Source organism: Paracoccus yeei ATCC BAA-599 (genome assembly GCF_000622145.1).
GTDB classification, from domain to species: domain Bacteria; phylum Pseudomonadota; class Alphaproteobacteria; order Rhodobacterales; family Rhodobacteraceae; genus Paracoccus; species Paracoccus yeei.
The window spans coordinates 38,285-60,022 of record NZ_JHWH01000001.1 but is presented as its reverse complement, the minus strand read 5'-3'; the positions used below and the strand labels follow the sequence as shown (position 1 = coordinate 60,022).

Here is a 21,738-nt window from a genome sequence, read left to right as displayed (position 1 = left end):
CGCAGCCAGGCTAGTCCTGCTTGCCGAAGGTGATGCGGAACGACAGGGCCTCGGCCAGGTGCGGCGGGCGGATCGCCGCCGCGCCGTCAAGGTCGGCGATGGTCCGGGCCGAGCGCAGGATGCGGTGATAGCCGCGCGGCGTCATGCCAAAGCGCTCTGCCGCGCGCGCCAGCAGGGCGCTGCATTCGGCGTCGAGGGGGGCGATCTCCTCGACCAGGCGGCCGGTCGCGTCGGAATTGACCCGCACCTTGGGGTGGCCGGCAAAGCGTTCGCGCTGGATTGCGCGCGCCGCCGCCACCCGGGCCGCGACGCTGGCCGAGGTCTCGCCCTGGCCGGGCAGCTGCATCTCCTCCAGCGTGATCTGCGGCACCTCCATGCGCATGTCGAAACGGTCCATCATCGGCCCGGAAATCCGCGCCATGTAATCCGCCCCGCAGAGCGGCACCTTGGCGCAGGACTGCGCCGGATCGGCCAGATTGCCGCAGCGGCAGGGGTTGGCTGCGGCGACCAGCAGGAACCGGGCGGGATAGCGGATATGGGCATTGGCGCGCGAAACATGCACCTCGCCCGTCTCGATGGGCTCGCGCAGGGCGTCGATCACCCGGCGCTCGAACTCGGGCAACTCGTCCAGGAACAGCACGCCGTTATGCGCCAGGCTGACCTGCCCCGGCCCGGCATGGCGCCCGCCGCCGATCATCGCGGCCTGCGAGGCGGTGTGGTGCGGCTGGCAGAACGGCGCGGTCCGCGAAATGCCGCCGTCGCGCAACTGCCCCGCGACCGAGCGGATAACCGAGGTTTCCAGCGCCTCCTGCGGGGACAGGGGCGGCAGCAGCCCCGGAAGGCGCCTCGCCAACATGGTCTTGGTGGCGCCCGGGGGACCCACCATCAGCAGGTGGTGGCGCCCGGCCGCCGCGATCTCGATGGCGCGGCGGGCGCGTTCCTGGCCCTTGACGTCCGCGAGGTCGTCGAAGATGTCGCGATCCTCGGCCTCGCCCGGCTCGGCCCGGGCCAGGGGCGCGCGGTCGGTCAGGTGGTCGACCGCCTCGCGCAGGCTGCGCGGCGCAAAGACGGGGACCGAGCCGACCCAGGCCGCCTCGGGACCGCAGGGCCGGGGCACCATCAGAGCCCGATCCTCCTCGGACGCGGCCAGGGCGGCGGGCAGGGCGCCCGCCACGGGTGCGAGCCGCCCATCCAGCGCCAGTTCCCCCAATGCGACAACGTGACCCAGGGCGTCGGGCGGCAGCACCTCCAGCGCGCCCAGCACGGCCAGCGCGATGGGCAGGTCGAAATGCGACCCCTCTTTCGGCAGGTCGGCGGGCGACATGTTCACCGTCACGCGCCGCGATGGCATCGCGATCGCCATGGCGCCAAAGGCCGCGCGCACCCGTTCGCGCGCCTCGCTGACCGACTTGTCGGGCAGGCCCACGATGGCAAAGCCCGGCAAACCCGCCGTGATCGAGCATTGCACCTCGACCAGGCGGGCCTCGACCCCCTCGAAAGCGACGGTGTAGGCGGTGGCGGCCATGCATCTCTCCCGGGACCCGCAATCGAACCTTTGGTTAACGGCGCGTTCTTAAGGAAAGGTTAACGGCCGGGCTTCCTTGCCCGGTGCCTCGGTTCGGCCTATGTGCAGGGCGACCAGTCTGAAGGAGCGACCATGCCGGGAAGCCGCATATTGCTGATCGTCGGAGGGGGCATCGCCGCCTTCAAGATCCCCGAACTGATCCGGATGCTGCGGCGCGAGGGTCTGTCCGTCACACCCGTGCTGACTTCGGGCGGCGCCGAGTTCGTCACGCCCCTGACCCTGTCCGCCCTGGCCGAGGCGCCCTGCCACACCGCGCTGTTCGACCTGACCCGCGAATCCGAGATGGGCCATATCCAGCTGTCGCGGAACGCCGACCTGGTGGTGGTGGCGCCCGCGACCGCCGACCTGATGGCGCGGATGGCGGCGGGCATGGCCGACGATCTGGCCACCACGCTGCTGCTTGCGACCGACAAGCCGGTGCTGGCCGCGCCGGCCATGAACGTCCGCATGTGGAACCATCCCGCGACCCGCCGCAACCGCGACCTGCTGGAAGAGGACGGCATCCGCTTCGTGGGCCCCGACGAGGGCGACATGGCCTGCGGCGAATACGGCCCCGGCCGCATGGCCGAGCCCGAGGCGATCCGCGACGCGATCCTTGCCGCGCTGGGCCGCGACCGCCCGCTGCGCCTGCCGCCCGAGGCGGTGGTGTCGCTGCCCCCCGCGCAGGGGCGGCTGTCGGGGCATCATGTCATCGTGACCTCGGGGCCGACGCATGAACCCATCGACCCGGTGCGCTATATCGCCAACCGCTCCAGCGGGGCGCAGGGCACGGCCATCGCGGCCGCGCTGCGCGACCTGGGCGCGCGGGTCAGCTTCGTGACCGGCCCGGCCGAGGTGCCGCCCCCCGAGGGCGTCGAGGTGATCCGGGTCGAAACCGCCCGGCAGATGCGCGATGCGGTCGAGCGCGCCTTGCCCGCCGATGCCGCCGTGATGGCGGCGGCGGTGGCCGACTGGCAGGTGCTGAACGCCCGCGACAGCAAGATCAAGAAGGACGCCCAGGGCGTGGCGCCCATGCTGGAGTTCGCGGAGAACCCCGATATCCTGGCCTGGCTGGGCCGGCTGACGAACGGGCGCCCCGACCTCGTGGTGGGCTTTGCGGCCGAGACCGACGATGTGCTGGCCAATGCCAAGGCCAAGCGGCTGCGCAAGGGCGCGGACTGGATCGTGGCGAACGACGTCTCGCCCGAAACCGGCATCATGGGCGGGCCAGAGAACGCCGTGACCCTGATTACCGAGACCGGGGCCGAGCCCTGGCCGCGCATGACCAAGCCCGAGGTCGCGCGCCGCCTGGCCGAACGCATCGCCGATACCCTGGCGGGGGATGTGCCATGAACCGCACCTATCTGGACTGGAACGCCACCGCCCCCCTGCGCCCCGAGGCGCGCGAGGCGATGCTGGCCGCGACCGAGATCGTGGGTAACCCGTCCTCGGTCCATGCCGAAGGGCGGGCCGCCAAGTCCGCGCTGGAACGCGCCCGCGAACAGGTGGCCGCGGCCCTGGGGGCCGAGGGGGCGGATGTCATCTTCACCTCGGGCGCCACGGAATCGGCGGCTTTGATCCTGGCGGGGCGCGACCTGGCCTGTGCGGGCGTCGAACATGCCGCCGTGCTGGGCTGGTGCCGCGCCTCGCTGCAGACGGACCCGTCGGGGCGCGTCGCGGTCGCTGCGCCCGGCGCCTCGACCCTGCAACTGGCGAACCCGGAAACCGGCGTGGTCCAGGACCTGCCGCAGGGGCTGGCGGCCAGCGACCTGACCCAGGCCTTCGGCAAGATCCCTTTCGCCTTCAACTGGCTGGGGATCGAGGCCGGCTTCGTCAGCGCCCACAAGCTGGGCGGCCCGCGCGGGGTGGGCGCGCTGGTCGTCAGGCGCGGGACCGAGATCGAGGCCCGGCTGAAGGGCGGCGGACAGGAGCAGGGCCGCCGCGCCGGAACCGAGAACCTGATCGGCATCATGGGCTTTGCGGCGGCGGCGGCGGCGGCACAAAATGATCTGGATCAAGGAAGCGGCGAAAAAATGGCCGAGATCCGCGATTCCCTTGCAGCACGTCTGGAATCCGGGGCGGAATTGATTACATTCCCGGGGCGCGAATCCCGACGCTTGCCGAACACATTGTCGATCCTGACGCCAGGCTGGCGCGGAGAGACGCAGGTGATGCAGATGGATCTGGCCGGTTTTGCCGTTTCGGCGGGCTCGGCCTGCTCCTCGGGCAAGGTCCGGCCCAGTTCGGTGCTGACGGCCATGGGGTATGCGCCGGATTGTGCGGGCGATGCGATCCGCGTCTCGATCGGGCCGACGACGGACCATCGGGACGTCATGCGTTTTGCAGATGCCTGGTTGGCGGCCCATGCCCGCTGGCGGCAGAGGAATGATCAGCGGGCGACCGCGGGAAGGATGTGAGATGGCTGTAGAGATCGGCGAGGCAATCGAAGTCCGCGAGGGCGTAGACCGCGAGACCGTCGAAACCGTCCAGAACATGGGGTCCTACAAATACGGCTGGGACACCGAGATCGAGATGGACTATGCGCCGAAGGGGCTGAGCGAGGATATCGTCCGCCTCATCTCGCAAAAGAACGAAGAACCCGAATGGATGACCGAATGGCGGCTGCAGGCCTATCGCCGCTGGGTCACCATGACGGAACCCCGCTGGGCGATGCTGAACTATCCCGATATCGACTATCAGGACCAGTATTACTATGCCCGCCCGAAAAGCATGGAGGTCAAGCCGAAGTCGCTGGACGAGGTCGACCCCAAGCTGCTGGCCACCTATGAAAAACTGGGCATCCCGCTGAAGGAGCAGATGATCCTGGCCGGGGTCGAGGGCGCCGAAAACGCTCCGGCCGAGGCGCGCCGGGTGGCGGTCGATGCGGTGTTCGACAGCGTGTCCGTCGGCACGACCTTCAAGGACGAGCTTGCCAAGGCCGGCGTGATCTTCTGCTCGATCAGCGAGGCGATCCGCGAACATCCCGAACTGGTCAGGAAATACCTGGGCAGCGTCGTGCCGCAGTCGGACAACTTCTTTGCCACGCTGAACTCGGCGGTCTTTTCGGACGGCAGCTTCGTCTATATCCCGCCGGGCACCCGCTGCCCGATGGAGCTTTCGACCTATTTCCGCATCAACGCCGAAAACACCGGCCAGTTCGAACGCACGCTGATCATCGCCGACAAGGGCAGCTACGTCAGCTACCTCGAGGGCTGCACCGCGCCCAAGCGCGATACCGCGCAGCTGCACGCGGCCGTGGTGGAAATCGTCATTCTGGAAGATGCCGAGGTGAAATACTCGACCGTCCAGAACTGGTTCCCCGGCGACGAGGAAGGCAAGGGCGGCATCTACAACTTCGTGACCAAGCGCGCCGATTGCCGCGAGGCGCGCGCCAAGGTGATGTGGACGCAGGTTGAAACCGGCAGCGCGATCACCTGGAAATACCCGTCCTGCATCCTGCGGGGCGAGGAAAGCCAGGGCGAGTTCTATTCCATCGCCATCGCCAACAACATGCAGCAGGCTGACACCGGCACCAAGATGATCCATCTTGGCAAGAACACGCGCTCGCGCATTGTTTCCAAAGGGATTTCGGCGGGCAAGGCGCAGAACACCTATCGCGGGTTGGTGACGATGCACCCGCGCGCGACGAACAGCCGCAACTATACCCAGTGCGACAGCCTGCTGATCGGCAGCGAATGCGGCGCCCATACCGTGCCCTATATCGAGGTCAAGAACACCTCGTCCCGGGTCGAGCACGAGGCGACGACCAGCAAGGTTGACGACGACCAGCTGTTCTATTGCCGCGCCCGCGGCATGGACGAGGAAGAAGCGGTCGCGCTGGTCGTGAACGGCTTCTGCCGCGAAGTGCTGCAAGCCCTGCCGATGGAATTCGCGATGGAGGCGCAGTCGCTGGTCGCCATCAGCCTGGAAGGGTCAGTCGGATGATCGTCACGACCACTCCCGGCATCGATGGCCGTCGCATCAGCGCCTATCATGGCGTGGTGACGGGCGAGACGATCATCGGCGCCAACATCTTTCGCGACCTTTTCGCAGGGATCCGCGACATCGTGGGCGGCCGTTCGGGTGCCTACGAATCCGCGCTGGCCTCGGCCCGCGAAACCGCCTTGTCCGAGATGCAGGACCGCGCCACCGCCTTGGGCGGCAATGCCGTGGTCGGTGTCGATCTGGACTATGAAGTCATCAACAACATGCTGATGGTGTCTGCCTCGGGCACCGCCGTGACCGTCGAATAGGAACCGAAAACATGCTGGAAATCAAGAATCTGCACGTCGAGCTTGAGGATGGGGGCAAACAGATCCTCAAAGGCGTCGATCTGACCGTCCCGGCTGGCGAGGTCCATGCGATCATGGGCCCGAACGGTTCGGGAAAATCCACCCTCTCCTATGTCCTTTCGGGCCGCGATGGCTATGAGGTCACCGAGGGGCAGGCAACGCTGGACGGCGAAAGCCTGCTGGACATGGAACCCGAGGAGCGTGCCGCCGCCGGCCTGTTCCTGGCCTTCCAGTACCCGGTCGAAATTCCGGGCGTCGGCAACCTGACCTTCCTGCGCACCGCCGTGAACGCGCAGCGCAAGGCGCGTGGCGAAGAGGAGTTGAGCGCGGCCGACTTCCTGAAAGTCGTGCGCGAAAAGGCCAAGACGCTGCAGATCGACAGCGAGATGCTGAAGCGTCCGGTCAACGTCGGCTTTTCGGGTGGCGAGAAGAAGCGCAACGAGATCCTGCAGATGGCCATGCTGGAACCCAGCATGTGCATCCTGGACGAAACCGACTCGGGCCTGGACGTGGATGCGATGCGACTGGTGGCCGAGGGCGTGAACGCGCTGCGCGCGCCCGACCGCAGCTTCCTGGTCATCACCCATTACCAGCGCCTGCTGGACCACATCAAACCCGACGTGGTGCACATCATGTCGAACGGCCGGATCGTGAAGTCCGGCGGTCCCGAACTGGCGCTGGAGGTCGAGCGGAACGGTTATGGCGACCTGCTGGCGGAGGTCGGCTGATGGCGGACACGGCTGTGCTTGATGCCCAGACCCCGACGGTCGAGGGCAGGGCGCGTCCGGGCGACGCGGCCCTGGCCGCGCGTCTGGATGCGCTGGACCTGCCGCAGGGCGGCTTTACCGCCGCCGCCCGCGCGGATGCGGCCGCCCGTCTGCAGGCCACGGGCCTGCCCGGCGCGCGCGATGAATACTGGCGTTATACCGACCCCGCGCCGTTCAATGCGGTGGCGCCCGCGGCCCTGCCGGTGCCGGCTCGCGAAGCGACGCTGTTCGACGACATCGACCGGCTGCGGCTGGTCTTTGTCGACGGGGAATTCGACGCCTCTGCCTCGGACCCGCTGACGGGCGAGGGGCTGGAGATTGCGACGCTGGCCGCCGCCGATGCTGCCGGCCCGCATTGGGCCGAAGGGCTTTACGGCGCGCTGGAGCAGGCGGGGCAGCACCCGGTCAAGCGGCCCTTCGCGATCCTGAACACCCTGGCCGCGCGCGACGGCGCGCTGATCCGGGTGACGGGCAAGGTCTCGCGCCCTGTTCACCTGTTCTATCGCCGGTCCTCGGACGCGGCGGATGTCATGCTGCACCATGTCGTCAAGCTTGAGCCGGGGGCCGAGCTGACGCTCCTGGAAACCGGCGGGCTGGGCGCGCGGTCGAACACCGTCATCGAGGTCGACGTGGCCGAGGGGGCGCGGTTCCACCATGTCGCCAGCAAGCGTGCGGACGACGATCGCGTGGGCATCGGCCATCTGTTCGCCCGTGTGGGCGCCGGGGGGCTGTTCAAGTCCTTTGCGCTGGCGGTGAACGGTCGCGTCATGCGCAACGAAGGCGTCATCGACATTCGGGGCGATGACGCGACCGCCCATATCGCCGCCGCCGTCCTGGGCGACGGGGACGAAGGCGCGTTCCATCACGACGACACGGTCTTTATCACCCATGGGGCCGAACGCTGCGAAAGCCGTCAGGTTTACAAGAAGGTGCTGAAGAACGGCGCCCACGGCATTTTCCAGGGCAAGATCCTGGTCAAACCCGGCGCGCAGAAAACCGACGGCTACCAGATCAGCCAGGGCCTGCTGCTGGACGAAGGCAGCCAGTTCCTGGCCAAGCCCGAGCTTGAGATCTATGCCGACGACGTGAAGTGCTCGCACGGCTCGACCACAGGGGCGCTGGACGAAACGGCGCTGTTCTACCTGCGCTCGCGCGGCGTGCCGCGCGAACAGGCCGTGGTGCTGCTGGTCCTGTCCTTCCTGGCCGACGCCCTGGACGAGATCGAGGACGAGACCCTGCGCGACCGCATCCTGGGACGGCTGGACGAATGGCTGACCAGCCGGGCCGCGCGCTGAGCCATGCGCTCCGGGATCGTCCCGCGCATCGTTGAAAGCTGGTGGGCGCCGGGCCGCGTGGTGCGCGGCCTGCGCGGCATGCCCGACCGGGGGCTGATCGCCATCCTGATGGGGGCGATGCTGATGTTTTTGGTCGCCCAGGCGCCGGAACATGCCCGTGCGGCCCATCTCGACCCTTCGGTGCCCTTGCAGGCCCGCATGGGGGGTGCGCTGCTGGCCGTCATGTTCATCATGCCGCTGCTGGCCTATGGCGTGGCCCTGATCGTTGCCGTGCTGTCGCGCGTGACGGGTCGACCGGTGTCGCCGCAGGATTCGCGGCTGGCGCTGTTCTGGGCGCTGTTGGCGGTGTCGCCCGCGATGCTGCTGGCGGGGCTGACAGCAGGGCTGGTCGGGCCCGGTGCCGCTCTTGGCGTGACGCGGGCGGTGGCGGGGATCGGTTTTCTCGTGATATGGGGCGCGGGTCTGCATGCAGTGACGAGGATGGCATGACCTTTGGCGAACTTGGCGATCTGGTGGTCCTGACTCTGCGCGATCCCTCCGGATTCGTCCGGACCATGCGGCGGGTCGATCCACCGACCGGCGCGCGCTGGATGGCGCTCGCGCTGGCGGTCAGCCTGTCGACGCTGCTGGCCATGTTGGCGCGATTGGCCTTTCCCTTGCCTGCCGACGATCCGCTGGCCGGGCTTCTGGCATCGCCCGCGATGCTGGCTACGGTGCAGTTCGGCGCCCTGGCCTTTCTGGCCGCGCTGATCACCGCGATCGGCCGCCTGTTCGGCGGTGCGGGCACCTTCGACGACGCCCTGCTGCTGATCGCCTGGGTCGAGCTGATCCTGGTGGGCCTGCAGGCGGCGCAACTGGCGCTGATGGTCGTGCTGCCCGGCACCGGCTCGCTGATGTCGCTGGTGGCGCTTGGCATGTCCATCTATCTGACGATCGCGCTGACGCGGGCGCTGCACGGGTTCTCCAGCACCGCCAAGGTCGCCGTCACCTTCATCGGCGGCATTTTCGTCATGGGCTTTCTGCTGTCGCTGATCGCCGCCGCATTCGGCATCCTGCCCGAGGTAACGCCATGAGTTTCGACATCGAAAAGGTCCGCGCCGATTTCCCAATCCTGTCGCGGCAGGTCAACGGCAAGCCGCTGGTCTATCTGGACAGCGGCGCCAGCGCGCAAAAGCCCCGCGTCGTGATCGACGCCATCACCCGCGCCTACGAAGGCGAGTATGCCAATGTGCATCGCGGGCTGCATTACCTGTCGAACCTCGCGACCGAGAATTACGAGCGCGTCCGCGGCATCATCGCCCGCTTTCTGAACGCCCCGCGCGAGGATGAGGTGATCTTCACCTCGGGCTCGACCGAGGGGATCAACATGGTCTCCTATGCTTGGGCCGCGCCCCGGTTGCAGCCGGGGGACGAGATCGTCGTCTCGGTGCTGGAACATCACGCCAACATCGTGCCCTGGCACTTCCTGCGCGAACGTCAGGGCGTGGTGCTGAAATGGGTCGAGCCCGAGCCCGACGGCAGCCTGCCGCCGGAGAAGGTGCTGGCCGCCGTCGGGCCGCGTACCCGGCTGATCGCCGTCACCCACATGTCGAACGTCACCGGCACCGTGGTGGACGTGGGCGCCATCGCCCGCGCGACCTCGGTGCCCGTGCTGGCCGATGGCAGCCAGGCCGCCGTCCACATGCCGGTCGATCTGTCGACGCTGGGCGTCGATTTCTACTGCATCACCGGGCACAAGCTTTACGGCCCCTCCGGGTCAGGCGCGATCTGGATCAGGGCCGAGCGCCAGGCCGAGATGCGCCCGTTCTTGGGCGGCGGCGACATGATCCGCACGGTCACGCGGGACGGCATCGACTATGCCGACCCGCCCCTGCGGTTCGAGGCCGGAACCCCCGGCATCGTCAACCAGATCGGCCTGGGCGCCGCGCTGGAATACCTGATGGGTCTGGGGATGGAGAATGTCGCCGCGCACGAACGCGCCCTGCGCGACCGGGCCCGCGACCGGCTGCGCAGCCTGAACTGGCTGTCCGTGCAAGGCGATTCGCCCGACAAGGGCGCGATCTTTTCCATGACCATGCATGGCGCGCATGCCCATGACATTTCGACCATTCTGGACAAGCGCGGCATCGCCGTGCGCGCCGGTACCCATTGCGCCATGCCGCTGATGGATTTCTTTGGCGTCTCGGCCTCGGCCCGGGCGAGCTTCGCGATGTACAACACCGAGGCCGACGTCGACGCGCTGGTCGACGGGCTGGCATTCTGCCGTGAGCTTTTCGCCTGAACCCCATTGCAGAGCCGCGCGTTTGCGGCTAATCAGCGGGGGCTTGCGGTCCCATAGCTCAGCTGGATAGAGCGCTACCCTCCGAAGGTAGAGGCCACACGTTCGAATCGTGTTGGGACCGCCATTTCCCCCGCTGACCGTCACCGGCCGCCCTTGGGGCGGAGCGTGCTATTCCTTGATCGCATGCGCGCGCAGAAGCGCCATGGGCACGATGTCCAGCGTGCGCTGGTGGGTGGCGTCCAGCACCACCGAGGGGGCGGCGAATTCCTGGGCTGCCTGCAGGAACCGGGCCGCGCACAGACACCAGCGATCGCCAGGTTTCAAGCCGGGAAAGCGGTATTCGGGACGCGGCGTGCTAAGATCATTGCCCAGGTATTTGGAAAACGCCAGAAACTCGGCCGTCACCACCACGCAGACCGTGTGAAGCGCGCCGTCCTCGGGGCCGGTGTTGCAGCAGCCGTCGCGGTAAAATCCCGTCATCGGCCGGGTCGAGCAGGGCTGCAGGGTCTCGCCCAGAACGTTGAGCGCGGCATCCATCAGGGGTCCTCCGGGCAGGGGCGGCTCATCTGAAGCGCTCGCCCAGGGCACGCAGCCGGTCGCTCAGGCTTTGCGCGGCGGGTTCCGGGGCGGGCTTGGGCAGGGTTGCGGGCTGGGGCCGCGTTTCGGGCTTGGCCGTGGGGCGGGTGCCAGAGTTTCGCGGCGGCGCCACGCGGGCCGCGACGGCGTTCATGAAGCGCGCGTCGTCGCCCGCCGCCAGCGCCTCGGCCCCGTCCGAGATGCCGCGCAGCAGGTCGTCCAGCCCCGCCTCCTCGGCCTTGGCGAAGTCGGACAGGACATAGCCCGCGACCCGATCCTTGTGCCCCGGATGACCGATGCCGATGCGCAGCCGCCGATAGGCGTCGCCAATGTGCTGGTGAATGGACCGCAAGCCGTTGTGCCCCGCGTGCCCCCCGCCCAGCTTGAGCCGCACCTTGCCCGGGGCAAGGTCCAGTTCGTCGTGCAGCACCAGGACCTGGGCGGGGTCGAGCTTCAGATAGCGCATCGCCTCGCCCACGGACTGGCCGGAAAGGTTCATGAAGGTGCCGGGTTTCAGCAGCACGGTGCGGGTGTCGCCCAGGCGTCCCTCGGCGACCTGGCCCTGGAACCGCGCCCGCCAGGGGGTGAAACCATGGTCGGCCGCGATGCGATTGACCGCCATGAAGCCCACGTTGTGGCGGTTGCGTTCGTATTTCGCGCCCGGATTGCCCAGGCCGACCAGCAGTATCATCGCATTCTCCGTCGCCTTGGCCGCAGGATACCGGTGCGGGCGACCGGGGGCAATTTCTATCGCTCTCTTGTTCTCGGGGGCGGGGATTACTAAGACTCTGTCAAGGTTTCGACACTATCTCATGAGCGGGGGTTCGTCCCCCTTGGGCGAATCGGCCAGCCCCCGCCATGCAGGGACAAAAGCAAGGAAAGACATGCAAGATCCGGCAGAATTCTACATGAACACGCTCGTCCCCATGGTCGTCGAACAGACCAGCCGGGGCGAACGGGCCTATGACATCTTTTCGCGCCTGCTCAAGGAACGGATCATCTTCCTGGCGGGCCCTGTCCATGACGGGATGGCCACCCTGATTTCCGCACAGTTGCTGTTCCTCGAGGCGGAGAATCCGACCAAGGACATCAGCATGTACATCAACAGCCCCGGCGGCGTGGTGACGGCCGGCCTGTCGATCTATGACACGATGCAATACATCAAGCCGCGCGTCTCGACGCTGGTGGTGGGGCAGGCGGCGTCGATGGGGTCGCTGCTGCTTTGCGCCGGCCAGCCCGGCAGCCGCTATTCGCTGCCCAACAGCCGGGTGATGGTGCACCAGCCGTCGGGCGGGTTCCAGGGCCAGGCGACCGACATCCTGATCCATGCGCGCGAGACCGAGAAGCTGAAGCGGCGGCTGAACGAGATCTATGTGAAGCACACCGGCCGCACTCTGGAGGAGGTCGAGGAGGCGCTGGAGCGCGACCGCTTCATGTCCCCCGAGGAAGCCAAGGAGTGGGGCCTGATCGACGAAATCCTGGAGGCACGCGGCAAGGCCGAGCCCACGACGTGATCACACCCGCGGGATCGCCAAACTTGGGTCTTTTTGGGGATTGTGACGGGCTGGACCGGCCCGTAACATACAGGATGACGCGCGGCGTGGCCCCGGCCATGCCAATGACAGGCGGGTGTCCGGCGATTCTGCCGGGCCTCCGGGGCAAGACGAGGATCAACTGATGGCCAATTCGACCGGCGGCGACAGCAAGAATACGCTTTATTGCAGCTTCTGCGGCAAAAGCCAGCATGAGGTGCGCAAGCTGATTGCCGGTCCGACCGTATTCATCTGCGATGAGTGCGTCGAACTGTGCATGGACATCATCCGCGAGGAAACCAAGTCGTCGGCCCTGAAGTCCGGTGACGGTGTCCCCAGCCCGCGCGAGATCTGCAATGTCCTGGACGATTACGTCATCGGCCAGGAACATGCCAAGCGCGTGCTCTCGGTCGCGGTGCACAATCACTACAAGCGGCTCAACCACTCGTCCAAGACCGATATCGAGCTGGCGAAGTCGAACATCCTGCTGATCGGCCCGACCGGCTGCGGCAAGACGCTGCTGGCACAGACCCTGGCCCGCATTCTGGACGTGCCCTTCACCATGGCCGATGCGACCACGCTGACAGAGGCCGGCTATGTCGGCGAGGATGTCGAAAACATCATCCTGAAGCTTCTGCAGGCCAGTGAATACAACGTCGAGCGGGCGCAGCGCGGCATCGTCTATATCGACGAGGTGGACAAGATCACCCGCAAGTCCGACAATCCCTCGATCACCCGCGACGTCTCGGGCGAGGGCGTGCAGCAGGCGCTGCTGAAGATCATGGAGGGCACGGTGGCCTCAGTGCCGCCGCAGGGCGGCCGCAAGCATCCGCAGCAGGAATTCCTGCAGGTGGACACGACCAACATCCTGTTCATCTGCGGCGGCGCCTTCGCCGGCCTCGACCGGATCATCGCGCAGCGCAACAAGGGCACGGCGATGGGCTTCGGCGCCAGCGTCAAGGAGAACGACGACAAGGGCGTGGGCGAGCTGTTCAAGCAGCTCGAGCCCGAGGACCTGCTGAAGTTCGGCCTGATCCCGGAATTCGTCGGCCGCCTGCCGGTCATCGCCACGCTGGGCGACCTGGACGAGGACGCGCTGATCAACATTCTGACCAAGCCCAAGAACGCTCTGGTCAAGCAATACCAGCGGCTGTTCGACCTTGAGGACGTGAAGCTGACCTTCACCGAGGATGCGCTGGTCGCCATTTCCCGCCGCGCGATCAAGCGCAAGACGGGGGCCCGGGGCCTGCGCTCGATCATGGAGGATATCCTGCTGGACACGATGTTCGAACTGCCGGGGCTGGACAGCGTGGAAGAGGTCGTCGTCAACGAAGAGGCGGTCGACAATCCTGCGGCCAAGCCGCTGCTGATCCACGCCGACCCCAAGAAGGAAACCGCCACCGCGGTCTGATGCCGGCGGATGGGATGTGAACCGGGAAAGCCGTGCCATCTGGCGCGGCTTTTTTGATGAGGGAGCTGTCGGTGGCTACCTGTCGATCACGTTGGCGGTCATCAAGGAGTGCCGCGACACGTTCCGCGAAGGACAGACTTCGGCTTGGGATCGCGGTCCACGTGAACGGCAGTCTTGTGCGCTGAACGGTGCTTCTGTGCAAGAGGCCCGTGCGTCCGTTGGTCGGTTTGTGCGCAAGATGCAGTCTCGCTTGAGCAAAGCCATGAGTAGAGTGTAGCCCTCCATCGGGCGCTGCTTTCATCGGGGCTAGCTTCTGGGATGCGTGCCTTTTCTCAGGGCGGGCCCTCGCCCTTCAGCCCCAGCGTCCGGACTAATGGCCGCGCCTTTCGAACATCGGCGTGCCAACACTTCGCGCATCCACCGAAACGATTCTCGACAATACCAAGCGGCCCACGCCCCGCCGTTACAACGTCAACCGGAATATGCCGAACCCGTCGGCATCGACCCCCACCAAGTCGACGGCAAGCGGCAGCTCGGGCATCTGTTCGGCTGCCAAGGGGCTGCTGGGAAACAGGACCGAGCTGCCCTGCGACGGTGCGAAACGAAACCCCAGATCGCTCGGCGGGGCGAGGTCGCGGCGGCGCAGGATATAGCGGCGCAGCACGTCCCTTGTCCGCAGCTTGGCGGGGATGACGACCGGGCGCCTCGCCACGACCGGCGCGAACAGCCCGCTGTCGGCAAGGCGATAGCTGTTCGTCACCAGGACAAAGCGCTGATCGTCCCGGACCGGCTGGCCGCGATGGCGCAGATCGCGGACCCGGCGGGCGGTGGCATCGCGCAGGCTGCCGTCCGGCGCATAGCGGGCAGGGGCCTCAAGGTCGAACTGCCATTGCAGCCCCTCGATCAGGTCGAAGTTGTAGCTGGGAAATTCGGGGTCGATCAGCGGCTGGTCGGCCAGCCCGCGGCGGATCTGGCGATACTGGCCGGCCGAGCGTTCCAGCCAGTCGCGCAGCGCCGCGCCGTCCATCAGCAGCGCGCAAAGCCGGTTCGGAAAAACATAAAGATCCGCCAGGTTGCGCAGGGTCAGCGGCCCGGCGGGCACGTCGGTGTAGTGGTCCGGCCCGCCCCGACCCCCGGCGCGGAACGGCGCGACCGCCGACAGGATCGGCAGGTCCTGCCATCGGCTGCCGCGCAGTGCGCGCCGGGCGAACCAGCGCTGCGCCATCGCCACCAGGCGCAGGCCGGGATCGTGGCCCAGCAGGGTGAAATGGCTGCCCAGCCGCACCCGGGTCCGCCCGATGCGGCGGCGGAAATGGCGTAGGGTCTTGCGATGCGTGACGGCAAGCGGCGTGGTGACCAGGCCATGCTCGGCTTGGCGGTGGGCGCTTTCCAGCCGACAGCAATGGCCCCGGACGCGCCATGTTCCGGCGGGCGTCCGGGTCAGGGCCAGCTCGATCACCCCCAGGTGGGACCCCCAGAACCCAGGCATCACGGCAGGCTTGCCGACCAGCGCGCCTGACAGCGCGTCGACGCCCCGCCCGCCGGGATGGCCGGGCGAAGGAAACAGGCGGTGCGTGTGCCCTGCGATGATTGCATCCACGCCCTCGACGGCGGCCAGGGCGGTGGCGGCGTTCTCCATCAGCGGGCTCGGCTCGGGCGGGCCGATGCCGCTGTGGGACAGGGCGATGACCAGATCGGCCCCTTGGCGGCGAAGCGCGGCAGCCGCCGTCCGGGCCGATTCGACGATATCGGCGATGCGCAGATGGGGCCGCAACTCGGGCTCCCATTCGGTGGTCTGCGGCGGCATGAAGCCCAGGACGCCGATCCGCAGCAGATGCGGGGTCCCGGCCTCGTCCAGCATCCGCCGTTCAAGCAGGGCATGGGCGCAGACGGGCAGGGGGCGACGCGCCCAGAGGTTCGTCGCCACCACCGGAAACTCGGCCCCCATCAGCGCCCGGCGCAGAAAGGGCAGACCGAAGCTGAAGTCGTGGTTGCCCAGCGTGATCGCGTCATAGCCCAGCACGTTCATCGCGACGATGGCGGGATGGCGTTCGCGCGGGCCCAGCTCGGCCGCCTCGGCCAGATAGTCGCCCATCGGCCCGCCTTGCAGAGAGTCCCCGTTGTCGAACAAAAGCACGTTGGGGCTGCCCATTCGTTCGGCAGAGATCAGGGCGGCGACACGGGAGAGGCCGAATTGTTCGGCCGTCCGGTCCGCGTAATAGTCGAATCCCAGGATGTGCATGTGCAGGTCGGTCGTCGCCAGGATTTTCAACCTGATAGCGGCGCCCGTGGCGGGATTTTCGACCGGGAAGTGCTGCGGTATCATCCATCCTTGATGCGGTCATAATCGGCTTAATGCAACCTGCGATTGCTTGCCGCGCAGCCAGGCGGCAAATTTGTCGCGGTCTTGAAAGCCCCGCGGGATTGCGCTTTACAGCAGAGAACCCTTTTCCCCTCTGCAGATGGCTTTCGATGAAATTTTCCACCCGACAGGATACCGACATCTCTGCCGAGGCGCTGTTTCACGGACTCAGCGATTTTCCCAAGATGGAGCGGATGCTGATGCGCCGGGGCGCGCAGGTGCGCCGGCTGGACGGGGACGGTGCCGCCGCCGTCGGCAGCGCCTGGCAGATCGGTTTCGACTGGCGGGGCAAGGCGCGCGAACTGTCGCTGACCCTGGCGGAATACCAGCCCCCCGAGCGGATGGCGTTTTCGGGAAGCTCGGACCAGTTCAGCCTGTCGATCCTGATGACGGTCGTCGCGCTGGCGCCCAGCAAGTCGCGCCTGATCTTCGAGGTCGACGTGCAGCCGCGCGGCATGAAGGCGCGGTTGCTGTTGCAGACGGCAAAGCTGGGCAAGGCGCAGCTTGATCGCAAGTTCGCGCAGCGCATCGCCCAGTTCGTGGACAACCTGGCCATGCGCGGCGCGGCCTGAGCGCCCTCAGGACTGGCCGGCCGCCTGCAAGGCGCGCAGCGGATCGGCAGGATAGACGCCCAGGATGTGCAGGCTCGAGGTGAAATAGGCCAGTTCCTCAAGCGCGCGGGCGACGGGCGGGTCTTCGGGGTGGCCCTCGATGTCGGCATAGAACTGGGTCGCGGTAAAGATCCCGTCCACCATGTAGCTTTCCAGCTTGGTCATGTTGACGCCGTTCGTGGCGAACCCCCCCAGCGCCTTGTAAAGCGCGGCGGGGATGTTGCGGACCCGGAACACGAAGGTCGTCATCATCGTCGCCTCGCCCTGCGCGTTCGGACGGCGCGACAGGTCGGGTTCGCGCGACATGACCAGAAAGCGCGTGGTGTTGTTCTGCCGGTCCTCGATCCCCGATGCGAGCACGTCGAGCCCGTAGATCTCGGCGGCGAGTGGCGCGGCCAGGGCGGCCAGCGACTTTTCGCCGCGCCGGGCGATCTCAAGGGCCGAGCCGGCGGTGTCGGGCCCCACGATGCTGCGGATGCCGTGCCGGCGCATGAAGCCCCGGCACTGGCCCAGCAGGACCGGATGGCTCATGGCGTCGGTCACCTCCTCCAGCCGGGTGCCGGGGACGCCCATCAGGGCGATCCGAACCCGGACGAAGCCTTCGTCGATGATGTGCAGCCCGCTTTCGGGCAGCAGGTGATGGATGTCCGCCACCCGGCCATAGGTCGAGTTTTCAACGGGCAGCATGGCCAGCCGGGCCCGGCCTTCGCGCACGGCGTCGATGGTGTCGTCGAAGGTGCGGCAGGGCAGGGCCTCCATCGTGGGACGATAGTCGCGGCAGGCCTGATGGCTGTAGGCGCCCGGCTCGCCCTGGAATGCGATCACGTTTTCGGTCATCTGAAAGCCCCTCTCTCCGGGGTGTGACTTGTGTCACAGGCCCCGTCCGTTCCTTGCGGGCCGAGAACTATACCTTGAACGGATCGAACAAAAGCGCATAGATACAGCGACTCCACGGAAAGACCGCACAAGGGATCCGCAGACATGTTCGACACGATGACGATCACCAAGGCAGCCGGGGCGCTGATCGGCGCGCTCCTGTTCCTGCTGCTGATGAACTGGGCAGCCTCGGGGATCTTTCATGTCGGCCCCTCCGGCCATGCCGCCGAGGGAGAGGAACATGCCCAGGCCTATACGATCCCGGTCGAGGAAGCCGCAGGCGGCGCCGAGGAAGCCAAGGACGAGGGCCCCGATTTCGCCACCGTCATGGCCTCGGCCGACGCGGCGGCGGGCGAGAAGGTCTTTGGCAAGTGCAAGGCCTGCCACAAGATCGACGGCTCGGACAGCACCGGCCCGCACCTGAACGGCGTGGTTGGCCGTCCCGTGGCCAGCATCGAGGGCTTCAACTATTCCGATGGGATGAAGGCGCATGGCGGCGACTGGACGCCCGAGGCGCTGCAGGAGTTCCTGACCAACCCCAAGGCGGTGGTCAAGGGTACCAAGATGGCTTTCGCAGGCCTGCCCAAGGTCGAGGATCGGGCCAACCTGGTCGCCTATCTGCAAACGCTGAACTAAGGCGTGCCGCGCGGGGGGCTAGTGGTCCTCGCGCATCGCCAGGTGGGTGATGGCGGCGGCGGTCAATGCCACCAGTCCCAGGGCCAGCAGCGGAACGCCGATTGCGCTGGCGACCCAGATCGTCAGCGCCGCTGCAACGATGACAGCGCAGATCAGGACAAGGAATTGCGGCAAGGGCATGGCATCCTCCGTTCGCACAGGACTATGGGCGCGGAGGAAGGGAATCGGAAGCCCTCATTTCGCGTCCGTACAGGTGCAACCCGGCATGGGGCCCGCGCGTTCCCTTGTTCTTGAAATGTTCTTGTTTCTCGCCTAATCTGGCGGCATGAGCCTGCCGCCCAGAAACCCGGACCAGATCCTGCGCGCGCGCGGTACCGACCGCCAGCCCGATGGCCGGTTCGAGCCCTATGCCCGGGTCCGCGAACACGACGGCTGGGACATCCCCGAGGACCAGAGCCTGCTGCGGACCGAGATCGCCCTGGAGCAGGCGCGCTCAGTCATCGCGCGCAACAGCTCTCCGGACGTGCCCTTCGACCGCTCGGTCAACCCCTATCGCGGCTGCGAACATGGCTGCATCTATTGCTTTGCCCGGCCCAGCCATGCCTTTCTGGGTCTGTCGCCGGGGCTGGATTTCGAAACCCGCATCACCGCCAAGCCGAACGCCCCCGAGCGGCTGGCGGCCGAGATCGGGCGGCGGGGCTATGCGGTCGCCCCCATCGCCTTCGGCACCAACACCGACCCCTATCAGCCGGCCGAGGCGAGGCTGAGGATCATGCGGGCTTGTCTGCGGGTGCTGTCGGACTGGAACCACCCGCTTAGCCTGGTCACGCGCGGGGCGACGGTGCTGCGTGATCTGGATCTGCTGGGCGATCTGGCCGCGCGGCGGCTTGTGGCGGTCGGCGTCTCGGTGACATCGCTGGACCCGGCGACCTGCCGCACGCTGGAACCCCGGGCGCCCGCGCCGGCCATGCGGTTGCGCATGATCGAGGGGCTGGCCCGGGCCGGCGTTCCCGTCCGGGTCATGGTCGCCCCGGTCATCCCGGTGCTGACCGACCACGAGATCGAGCGCATCCTGCAGGCCGCGCGCGATGCGGGCGCGACCATGGCCAGCATGATCCCGGTCCGTCTGCCGCTTGAAGTCGCGCCGCTGTTCCGCGACTGGCTGGAGACCCATCACCCGGGCAAGGCGGCCCATGTCATGACGCGCATCCAGGCCATGCGCGGCGGGCGCGACAACGATCCCCGCTTTGGCAGCCGGATGCGCGGCGAGGGCCCCGAGGCCGAGCTGCTGCACCAGCGGTTTCGCTTGGCGCGGCGCCGGCTGGGCCTGTCCCGCGACAGCGCCGTGCTGGATTGCAGCCGCTTTGGTCCGCCGCCACGCGCGGGCGATCAGCTTTCGCTGTTCTAGCGCTCCGTCATCAGTGCGCCGATCCGGGCCGATATGGCGTCCGCCGTCGGGCGGGGGCCCCGGGGGCGGGACTGCAATGCCTCGCGCATGGCCGACAGATGCGCGGGCGTCGTGCCGCAGCAGCCGCCCACGATCCGCACGCCCAGATCGCGCGCCAGGACGGCGAATTCGGCCATGACCTCGGGCCCCGCGTCATAGATCAGCCCGCCGTCCTGATAGCGGGGGACGCCGGCGTTCGGCTTGGCGATCAGCGCGCGTTCGCAGCCCGCCGCCGAAAACCCCGCGACCGCCAGCAGCAGTTCGGCGGGGCCCGTGCCGCAGTTCGCGCCGTAGGCTACCGGCGGGTGCGGCAGCCGGTCGATCAGCTTGGCCAGTTGTGGCGGGCTGACGCCCATCACGCTGCGCCCGCCGGGCTCGAAGCTCATCATGCCGCACCAGGGCAGGTCCACGATCTGCGCGGCGCGGGCCGCGGCGCGCATTTCCTCGGCCGCGCTGATCGTCTCGATCCACAGAAGGTCGGCGCCGCCCTGCTTCAGCGCCTCGGCCTGTTCGGTGAACAGGCGCGTGGCCTCGGCTTCGGTCATGCGGCCCATCGGGGCCATGATCTCGCCCGTGGGGCCCATCGAGCCTGCGACGACCACCGGCCGGCCGGCTTCGGCCACGGCCTCGCGCGCCAGCCGGGCGGCCGCGAGGTTCAGGCTGGCCACCCGGTCCGAAGCGCCCGCCAGCCGAAGCCGGCTGGCATTGGCGCCAAAGCTGTTGGTCAGGATCAGGTCGGCCCCGGCCCCGATCATCTGGCGGTGCAAGTCGCGCACCCGGTCGGGATGGGTTTCGCACCACAGGTCCGGGGCGGCGCCCGGCGCCAACCCCATGTTGTAAAGGTTGGTGCCGGTGGCGCCGTCGGCCAGAAGCCAGGGGCGCTCACCGAGCAACCGGGACAGCAGGTCCGTCATGGTCTTTTCCGTTCTCGCACAGGGGCATGATACTACATGCCGCGCGAAGGTGATTGGTTTCCTGCCGGTCAGCGCGACCGGATCATGCCCATGATCTGTTTCGTGCGCTCGACGATGGGTTGGGCGATGGCCGCCGCCTGGTCGGCGCCGCGGCCCAGGATGCGGTCGATCTCGGCCGGGTCGGCCATGAACTGGCTCATCCGGGCGGTGATCGGGGCCATGACCTCGACCGCGACCTCGGCCAGCGCGGGCTTGAAGGCGCCAAAGCCCTGGCCCTCGAACCGGGCCAGCACCTGGTCGGCCGTCTCGCCCGACAGCGCGGCGTAGATGTTGACCAGGTTGCGGGCCTCGGGCCGGTCCTTCAGCCCTTCCATGGCTCCGGGCAGCGGGTCCGCATCGGTGCGCGCCTTGCGGATCTTCTGCGCGATGGCGTCGGCATCGTCGGTCAGGTTGATGCGCGCGGCGTCCGAGGGGTCGGATTTCGACATCTTCTTGGACCCGTCGCGCAGGGACATGACGCGGGTGGCGGTACCCTCGATCAGCGGCTCGGTGATCGGGAAGAACTCGACGCCGTAATCGTGGTTGAACTTGGCCGCGATGTCGCGGGTCAGCTCCAGGTGCTGCTTCTGGTCCTCGCCCACGGGCACGGCGGTCGCGTGATAGGCCAGGATGTCGGCTGCCATCAGCGAGGGATAGGCCAGAAGCCCCAGCGAGGAGTTCTCGCTGTTCTTGCCCGCCTTGTCCTTGAACTGCGTCATCCGGTACATCCAGCCCACGCGCGCCACGGTGTTGAAGAGCCATGCGAGTTCGGCGTGCTGGCTGACCTGGCTTTGGTTGAACAGGATCGACACCTCGGGGTCGACGCCCGAGGCCATGAAGGCCGCCGCCACCTCGCGGGTGTTGTGGGTCAGCTTCTCGGGGTCCTGCCAGACGGTGATCGCGTGCAGGTCCACGACGCAATAGATCGTCTCGGCCCCTTGTCCCTGATAGTCCGCAAAGCGCTTCAGAGCGCCCAGATAGTTCCCCAACGTCAGCCCGCCCGACGGCTGGATGCCAGAGAAGATGCGCTTGGCGAAACTGGTGGTCATGGCACTACCTGCTTGGAAAATCCCGGGGGCTGGCTTACCCCTTGACCCGCGCGGGCGCAACCGCCCGCAGGCAGTGCAGGAAAGGA

The 21,738-nt window shown here is 67.5% G+C and carries 22 protein-coding genes and 1 tRNA gene; 15 read left to right on the top strand and 8 right to left on the bottom strand.

The features are described from left to right. Positions 1–10: 10 nt before the first annotated feature. Positions 11–1,525, bottom strand: coding sequence for a YifB family Mg chelatase-like AAA ATPase (locus tag BU28_RS0100290; protein WP_028717658.1), 1,515 nt, complete (start codon positions 1,523–1,525; stop codon positions 11–13). A gap of 132 nt (positions 1,526–1,657) precedes the next feature. Here BU28_RS0100290 and coaBC point away from each other — a divergent pair, with 132 nt between their 5' ends. The 10 genes from coaBC to BU28_RS0100240 all read left to right on the top strand — a co-directional run bounded on the left by coaBC (position 1,658) and on the right by BU28_RS0100240 (position 10,323). Continuing rightward, positions 1,658–2,917 carry a bifunctional phosphopantothenoylcysteine decarboxylase/phosphopantothenate--cysteine ligase CoaBC gene (gene coaBC, locus BU28_RS0100285; RefSeq protein ID WP_028717657.1) on the top strand — a complete coding sequence of 420 codons (1,260 nt, stop codon included), beginning with the start codon at positions 1,658–1,660 and terminating at the stop codon, positions 2,915–2,917. After that, entirely contained in the window at positions 2,914–3,981 is a 1,068-nt protein-coding gene (locus tag BU28_RS0100280) for a cysteine desulfurase family protein (protein ID WP_028717656.1), read from the top strand. The genes coaBC and BU28_RS0100280 overlap by 4 nt, the downstream gene beginning before the upstream one ends. A 1-nt stretch (position 3,982) precedes the next feature. Next, the gene (gene sufB / locus BU28_RS0100275) at positions 3,983–5,509 is read left to right on the top strand and encodes a Fe-S cluster assembly protein SufB (protein WP_028717655.1); all 1,527 of its coding nucleotides are present in this window, start codon (positions 3,983–3,985) and stop codon (positions 5,507–5,509) included. After that, a complete protein-coding gene (locus BU28_RS0100270) occupies positions 5,506–5,817 on the top strand; it encodes a heavy metal-binding domain-containing protein (protein WP_028717654.1) in 312 nt (103 codons plus the stop codon). Before sufB ends, BU28_RS0100270 begins: the two co-directional genes overlap by 4 nt. A gap of 11 nt (positions 5,818–5,828) precedes the next feature. After that, complete coding sequence (sufC, locus tag BU28_RS0100265; RefSeq protein WP_028717653.1) at positions 5,829–6,584, top strand: Fe-S cluster assembly ATPase SufC; 756 nt, start codon at positions 5,829–5,831, stop codon at positions 6,582–6,584. Further along, complete coding sequence (locus tag BU28_RS0100260; RefSeq protein WP_081791237.1) at positions 6,584–7,918, top strand: SufB/SufD family protein; 1,335 nt, start codon at positions 6,584–6,586, stop codon at positions 7,916–7,918. Before sufC ends, BU28_RS0100260 begins: the two co-directional genes overlap by 1 nt. 3 nt (positions 7,919–7,921) lie before the next feature. Next, positions 7,922–8,407 carry a hypothetical protein gene (locus tag BU28_RS0100255; RefSeq protein ID WP_028717651.1) on the top strand — a complete coding sequence of 162 codons (486 nt, stop codon included), beginning with the start codon at positions 7,922–7,924 and terminating at the stop codon, positions 8,405–8,407. Then, positions 8,404–8,991: a Yip1 family protein gene (locus tag BU28_RS0100250; protein ID WP_028717650.1), complete on the top strand. Its 588-nt coding sequence runs from the start codon at positions 8,404–8,406 to the stop codon at positions 8,989–8,991. Before BU28_RS0100255 ends, BU28_RS0100250 begins: the two co-directional genes overlap by 4 nt. Then, positions 8,988–10,199: a cysteine desulfurase gene (locus tag BU28_RS0100245; protein WP_028717649.1), complete on the top strand. Its 1,212-nt coding sequence runs from the start codon at positions 8,988–8,990 to the stop codon at positions 10,197–10,199. Before BU28_RS0100250 ends, BU28_RS0100245 begins: the two co-directional genes overlap by 4 nt. Positions 10,200–10,246: 47 nt before the next feature. Beyond that, positions 10,247–10,323 (top strand) — tRNA-Arg (locus BU28_RS0100240). A 44-nt stretch (positions 10,324–10,367) separates the two neighbouring features. On the opposite strand, the gene BU28_RS0100235 is transcribed toward BU28_RS0100240, so the two are convergent. Both BU28_RS0100235 and pth read right to left on the bottom strand, forming a co-directional pair. Then, positions 10,368–10,736, bottom strand: coding sequence for a DUF2237 family protein (locus tag BU28_RS0100235; protein WP_088239212.1), 369 nt, complete (start codon positions 10,734–10,736; stop codon positions 10,368–10,370). A gap of 25 nt (positions 10,737–10,761) precedes the next feature. After that, positions 10,762–11,466: an aminoacyl-tRNA hydrolase gene (pth, locus tag BU28_RS0100230; protein ID WP_028717647.1), complete on the bottom strand. Its 705-nt coding sequence runs from the start codon at positions 11,464–11,466 to the stop codon at positions 10,762–10,764. Positions 11,467–11,659: 193 nt separating this feature from the next. Between pth and BU28_RS0100225 the strand changes: the two genes are divergently transcribed. Then, positions 11,660–12,289 (top strand): ATP-dependent Clp protease proteolytic subunit, encoded by a 630-nt coding sequence (locus BU28_RS0100225; protein WP_028717646.1) that lies wholly within the window; start codon positions 11,660–11,662, stop codon positions 12,287–12,289. Between the two features lie 163 nt (positions 12,290–12,452). Continuing rightward, on the top strand, positions 12,453–13,718 hold the full coding sequence (gene clpX / locus BU28_RS0100220) for an ATP-dependent Clp protease ATP-binding subunit ClpX (RefSeq protein ID WP_028717645.1): 1,266 nt from the start codon (positions 12,453–12,455) through the stop codon (positions 13,716–13,718). Between the two features lie 463 nt (positions 13,719–14,181). On the opposite strand, the gene BU28_RS0100215 is transcribed toward clpX, so the two are convergent. Further along, the gene (locus BU28_RS0100215) at positions 14,182–16,044 is read right to left on the bottom strand and encodes a bifunctional 2',3'-cyclic-nucleotide 2'-phosphodiesterase/3'-nucleotidase (RefSeq protein WP_028717644.1); all 1,863 of its coding nucleotides are present in this window, start codon (positions 16,042–16,044) and stop codon (positions 14,182–14,184) included. A gap of 146 nt (positions 16,045–16,190) precedes the next feature. On the opposite strand from BU28_RS0100215, the gene BU28_RS0100210 reads away from it, so the two are divergent. Next, positions 16,191–16,652 carry an SRPBCC family protein gene (locus BU28_RS0100210; protein ID WP_028717643.1) on the top strand — a complete coding sequence of 154 codons (462 nt, stop codon included), beginning with the start codon at positions 16,191–16,193 and terminating at the stop codon, positions 16,650–16,652. Between the two features lie 6 nt (positions 16,653–16,658). On the opposite strand, the gene BU28_RS0100205 is transcribed toward BU28_RS0100210, so the two are convergent. Continuing rightward, positions 16,659–17,528 (bottom strand): prephenate dehydratase, encoded by an 870-nt coding sequence (locus BU28_RS0100205; protein WP_028717642.1) that lies wholly within the window; start codon positions 17,526–17,528, stop codon positions 16,659–16,661. A 144-nt stretch (positions 17,529–17,672) separates the two neighbouring features. On the opposite strand from BU28_RS0100205, the gene BU28_RS0100200 reads away from it, so the two are divergent. Continuing rightward, positions 17,673–18,203, top strand: coding sequence for a c-type cytochrome (locus BU28_RS0100200; RefSeq protein ID WP_028717641.1), 531 nt, complete (start codon positions 17,673–17,675; stop codon positions 18,201–18,203). Positions 18,204–18,221: 18 nt separating this feature from the next. Here the strand turns inward: BU28_RS0100200 and BU28_RS25915 are convergent, their stop codons facing one another. Beyond that, positions 18,222–18,383 (bottom strand): hypothetical protein, encoded by a 162-nt coding sequence (locus BU28_RS25915; protein ID WP_167553423.1) that lies wholly within the window; start codon positions 18,381–18,383, stop codon positions 18,222–18,224. 145 nt (positions 18,384–18,528) lie between these two features. On the opposite strand from BU28_RS25915, the gene BU28_RS0100190 reads away from it, so the two are divergent. Then, on the top strand, positions 18,529–19,611 hold the full coding sequence (locus BU28_RS0100190) for a PA0069 family radical SAM protein (RefSeq protein WP_028717640.1): 1,083 nt from the start codon (positions 18,529–18,531) through the stop codon (positions 19,609–19,611). Here BU28_RS0100190 and bmt read toward each other — a convergent pair. Then, a complete protein-coding gene (bmt, locus tag BU28_RS0100185; RefSeq protein WP_028717639.1) occupies positions 19,608–20,564 on the bottom strand; it encodes a betaine--homocysteine S-methyltransferase in 957 nt (318 codons plus the stop codon). The two genes, BU28_RS0100190 and bmt, sit on opposite strands and share 4 nt — an antisense overlap. A gap of 68 nt (positions 20,565–20,632) precedes the next feature. Then, complete coding sequence (gene trpS, locus BU28_RS0100180) at positions 20,633–21,652, bottom strand: tryptophan--tRNA ligase (RefSeq protein ID WP_028717638.1); 1,020 nt, start codon at positions 21,650–21,652, stop codon at positions 20,633–20,635. Between the last annotated feature and the right edge of the window lie 86 nt (positions 21,653–21,738).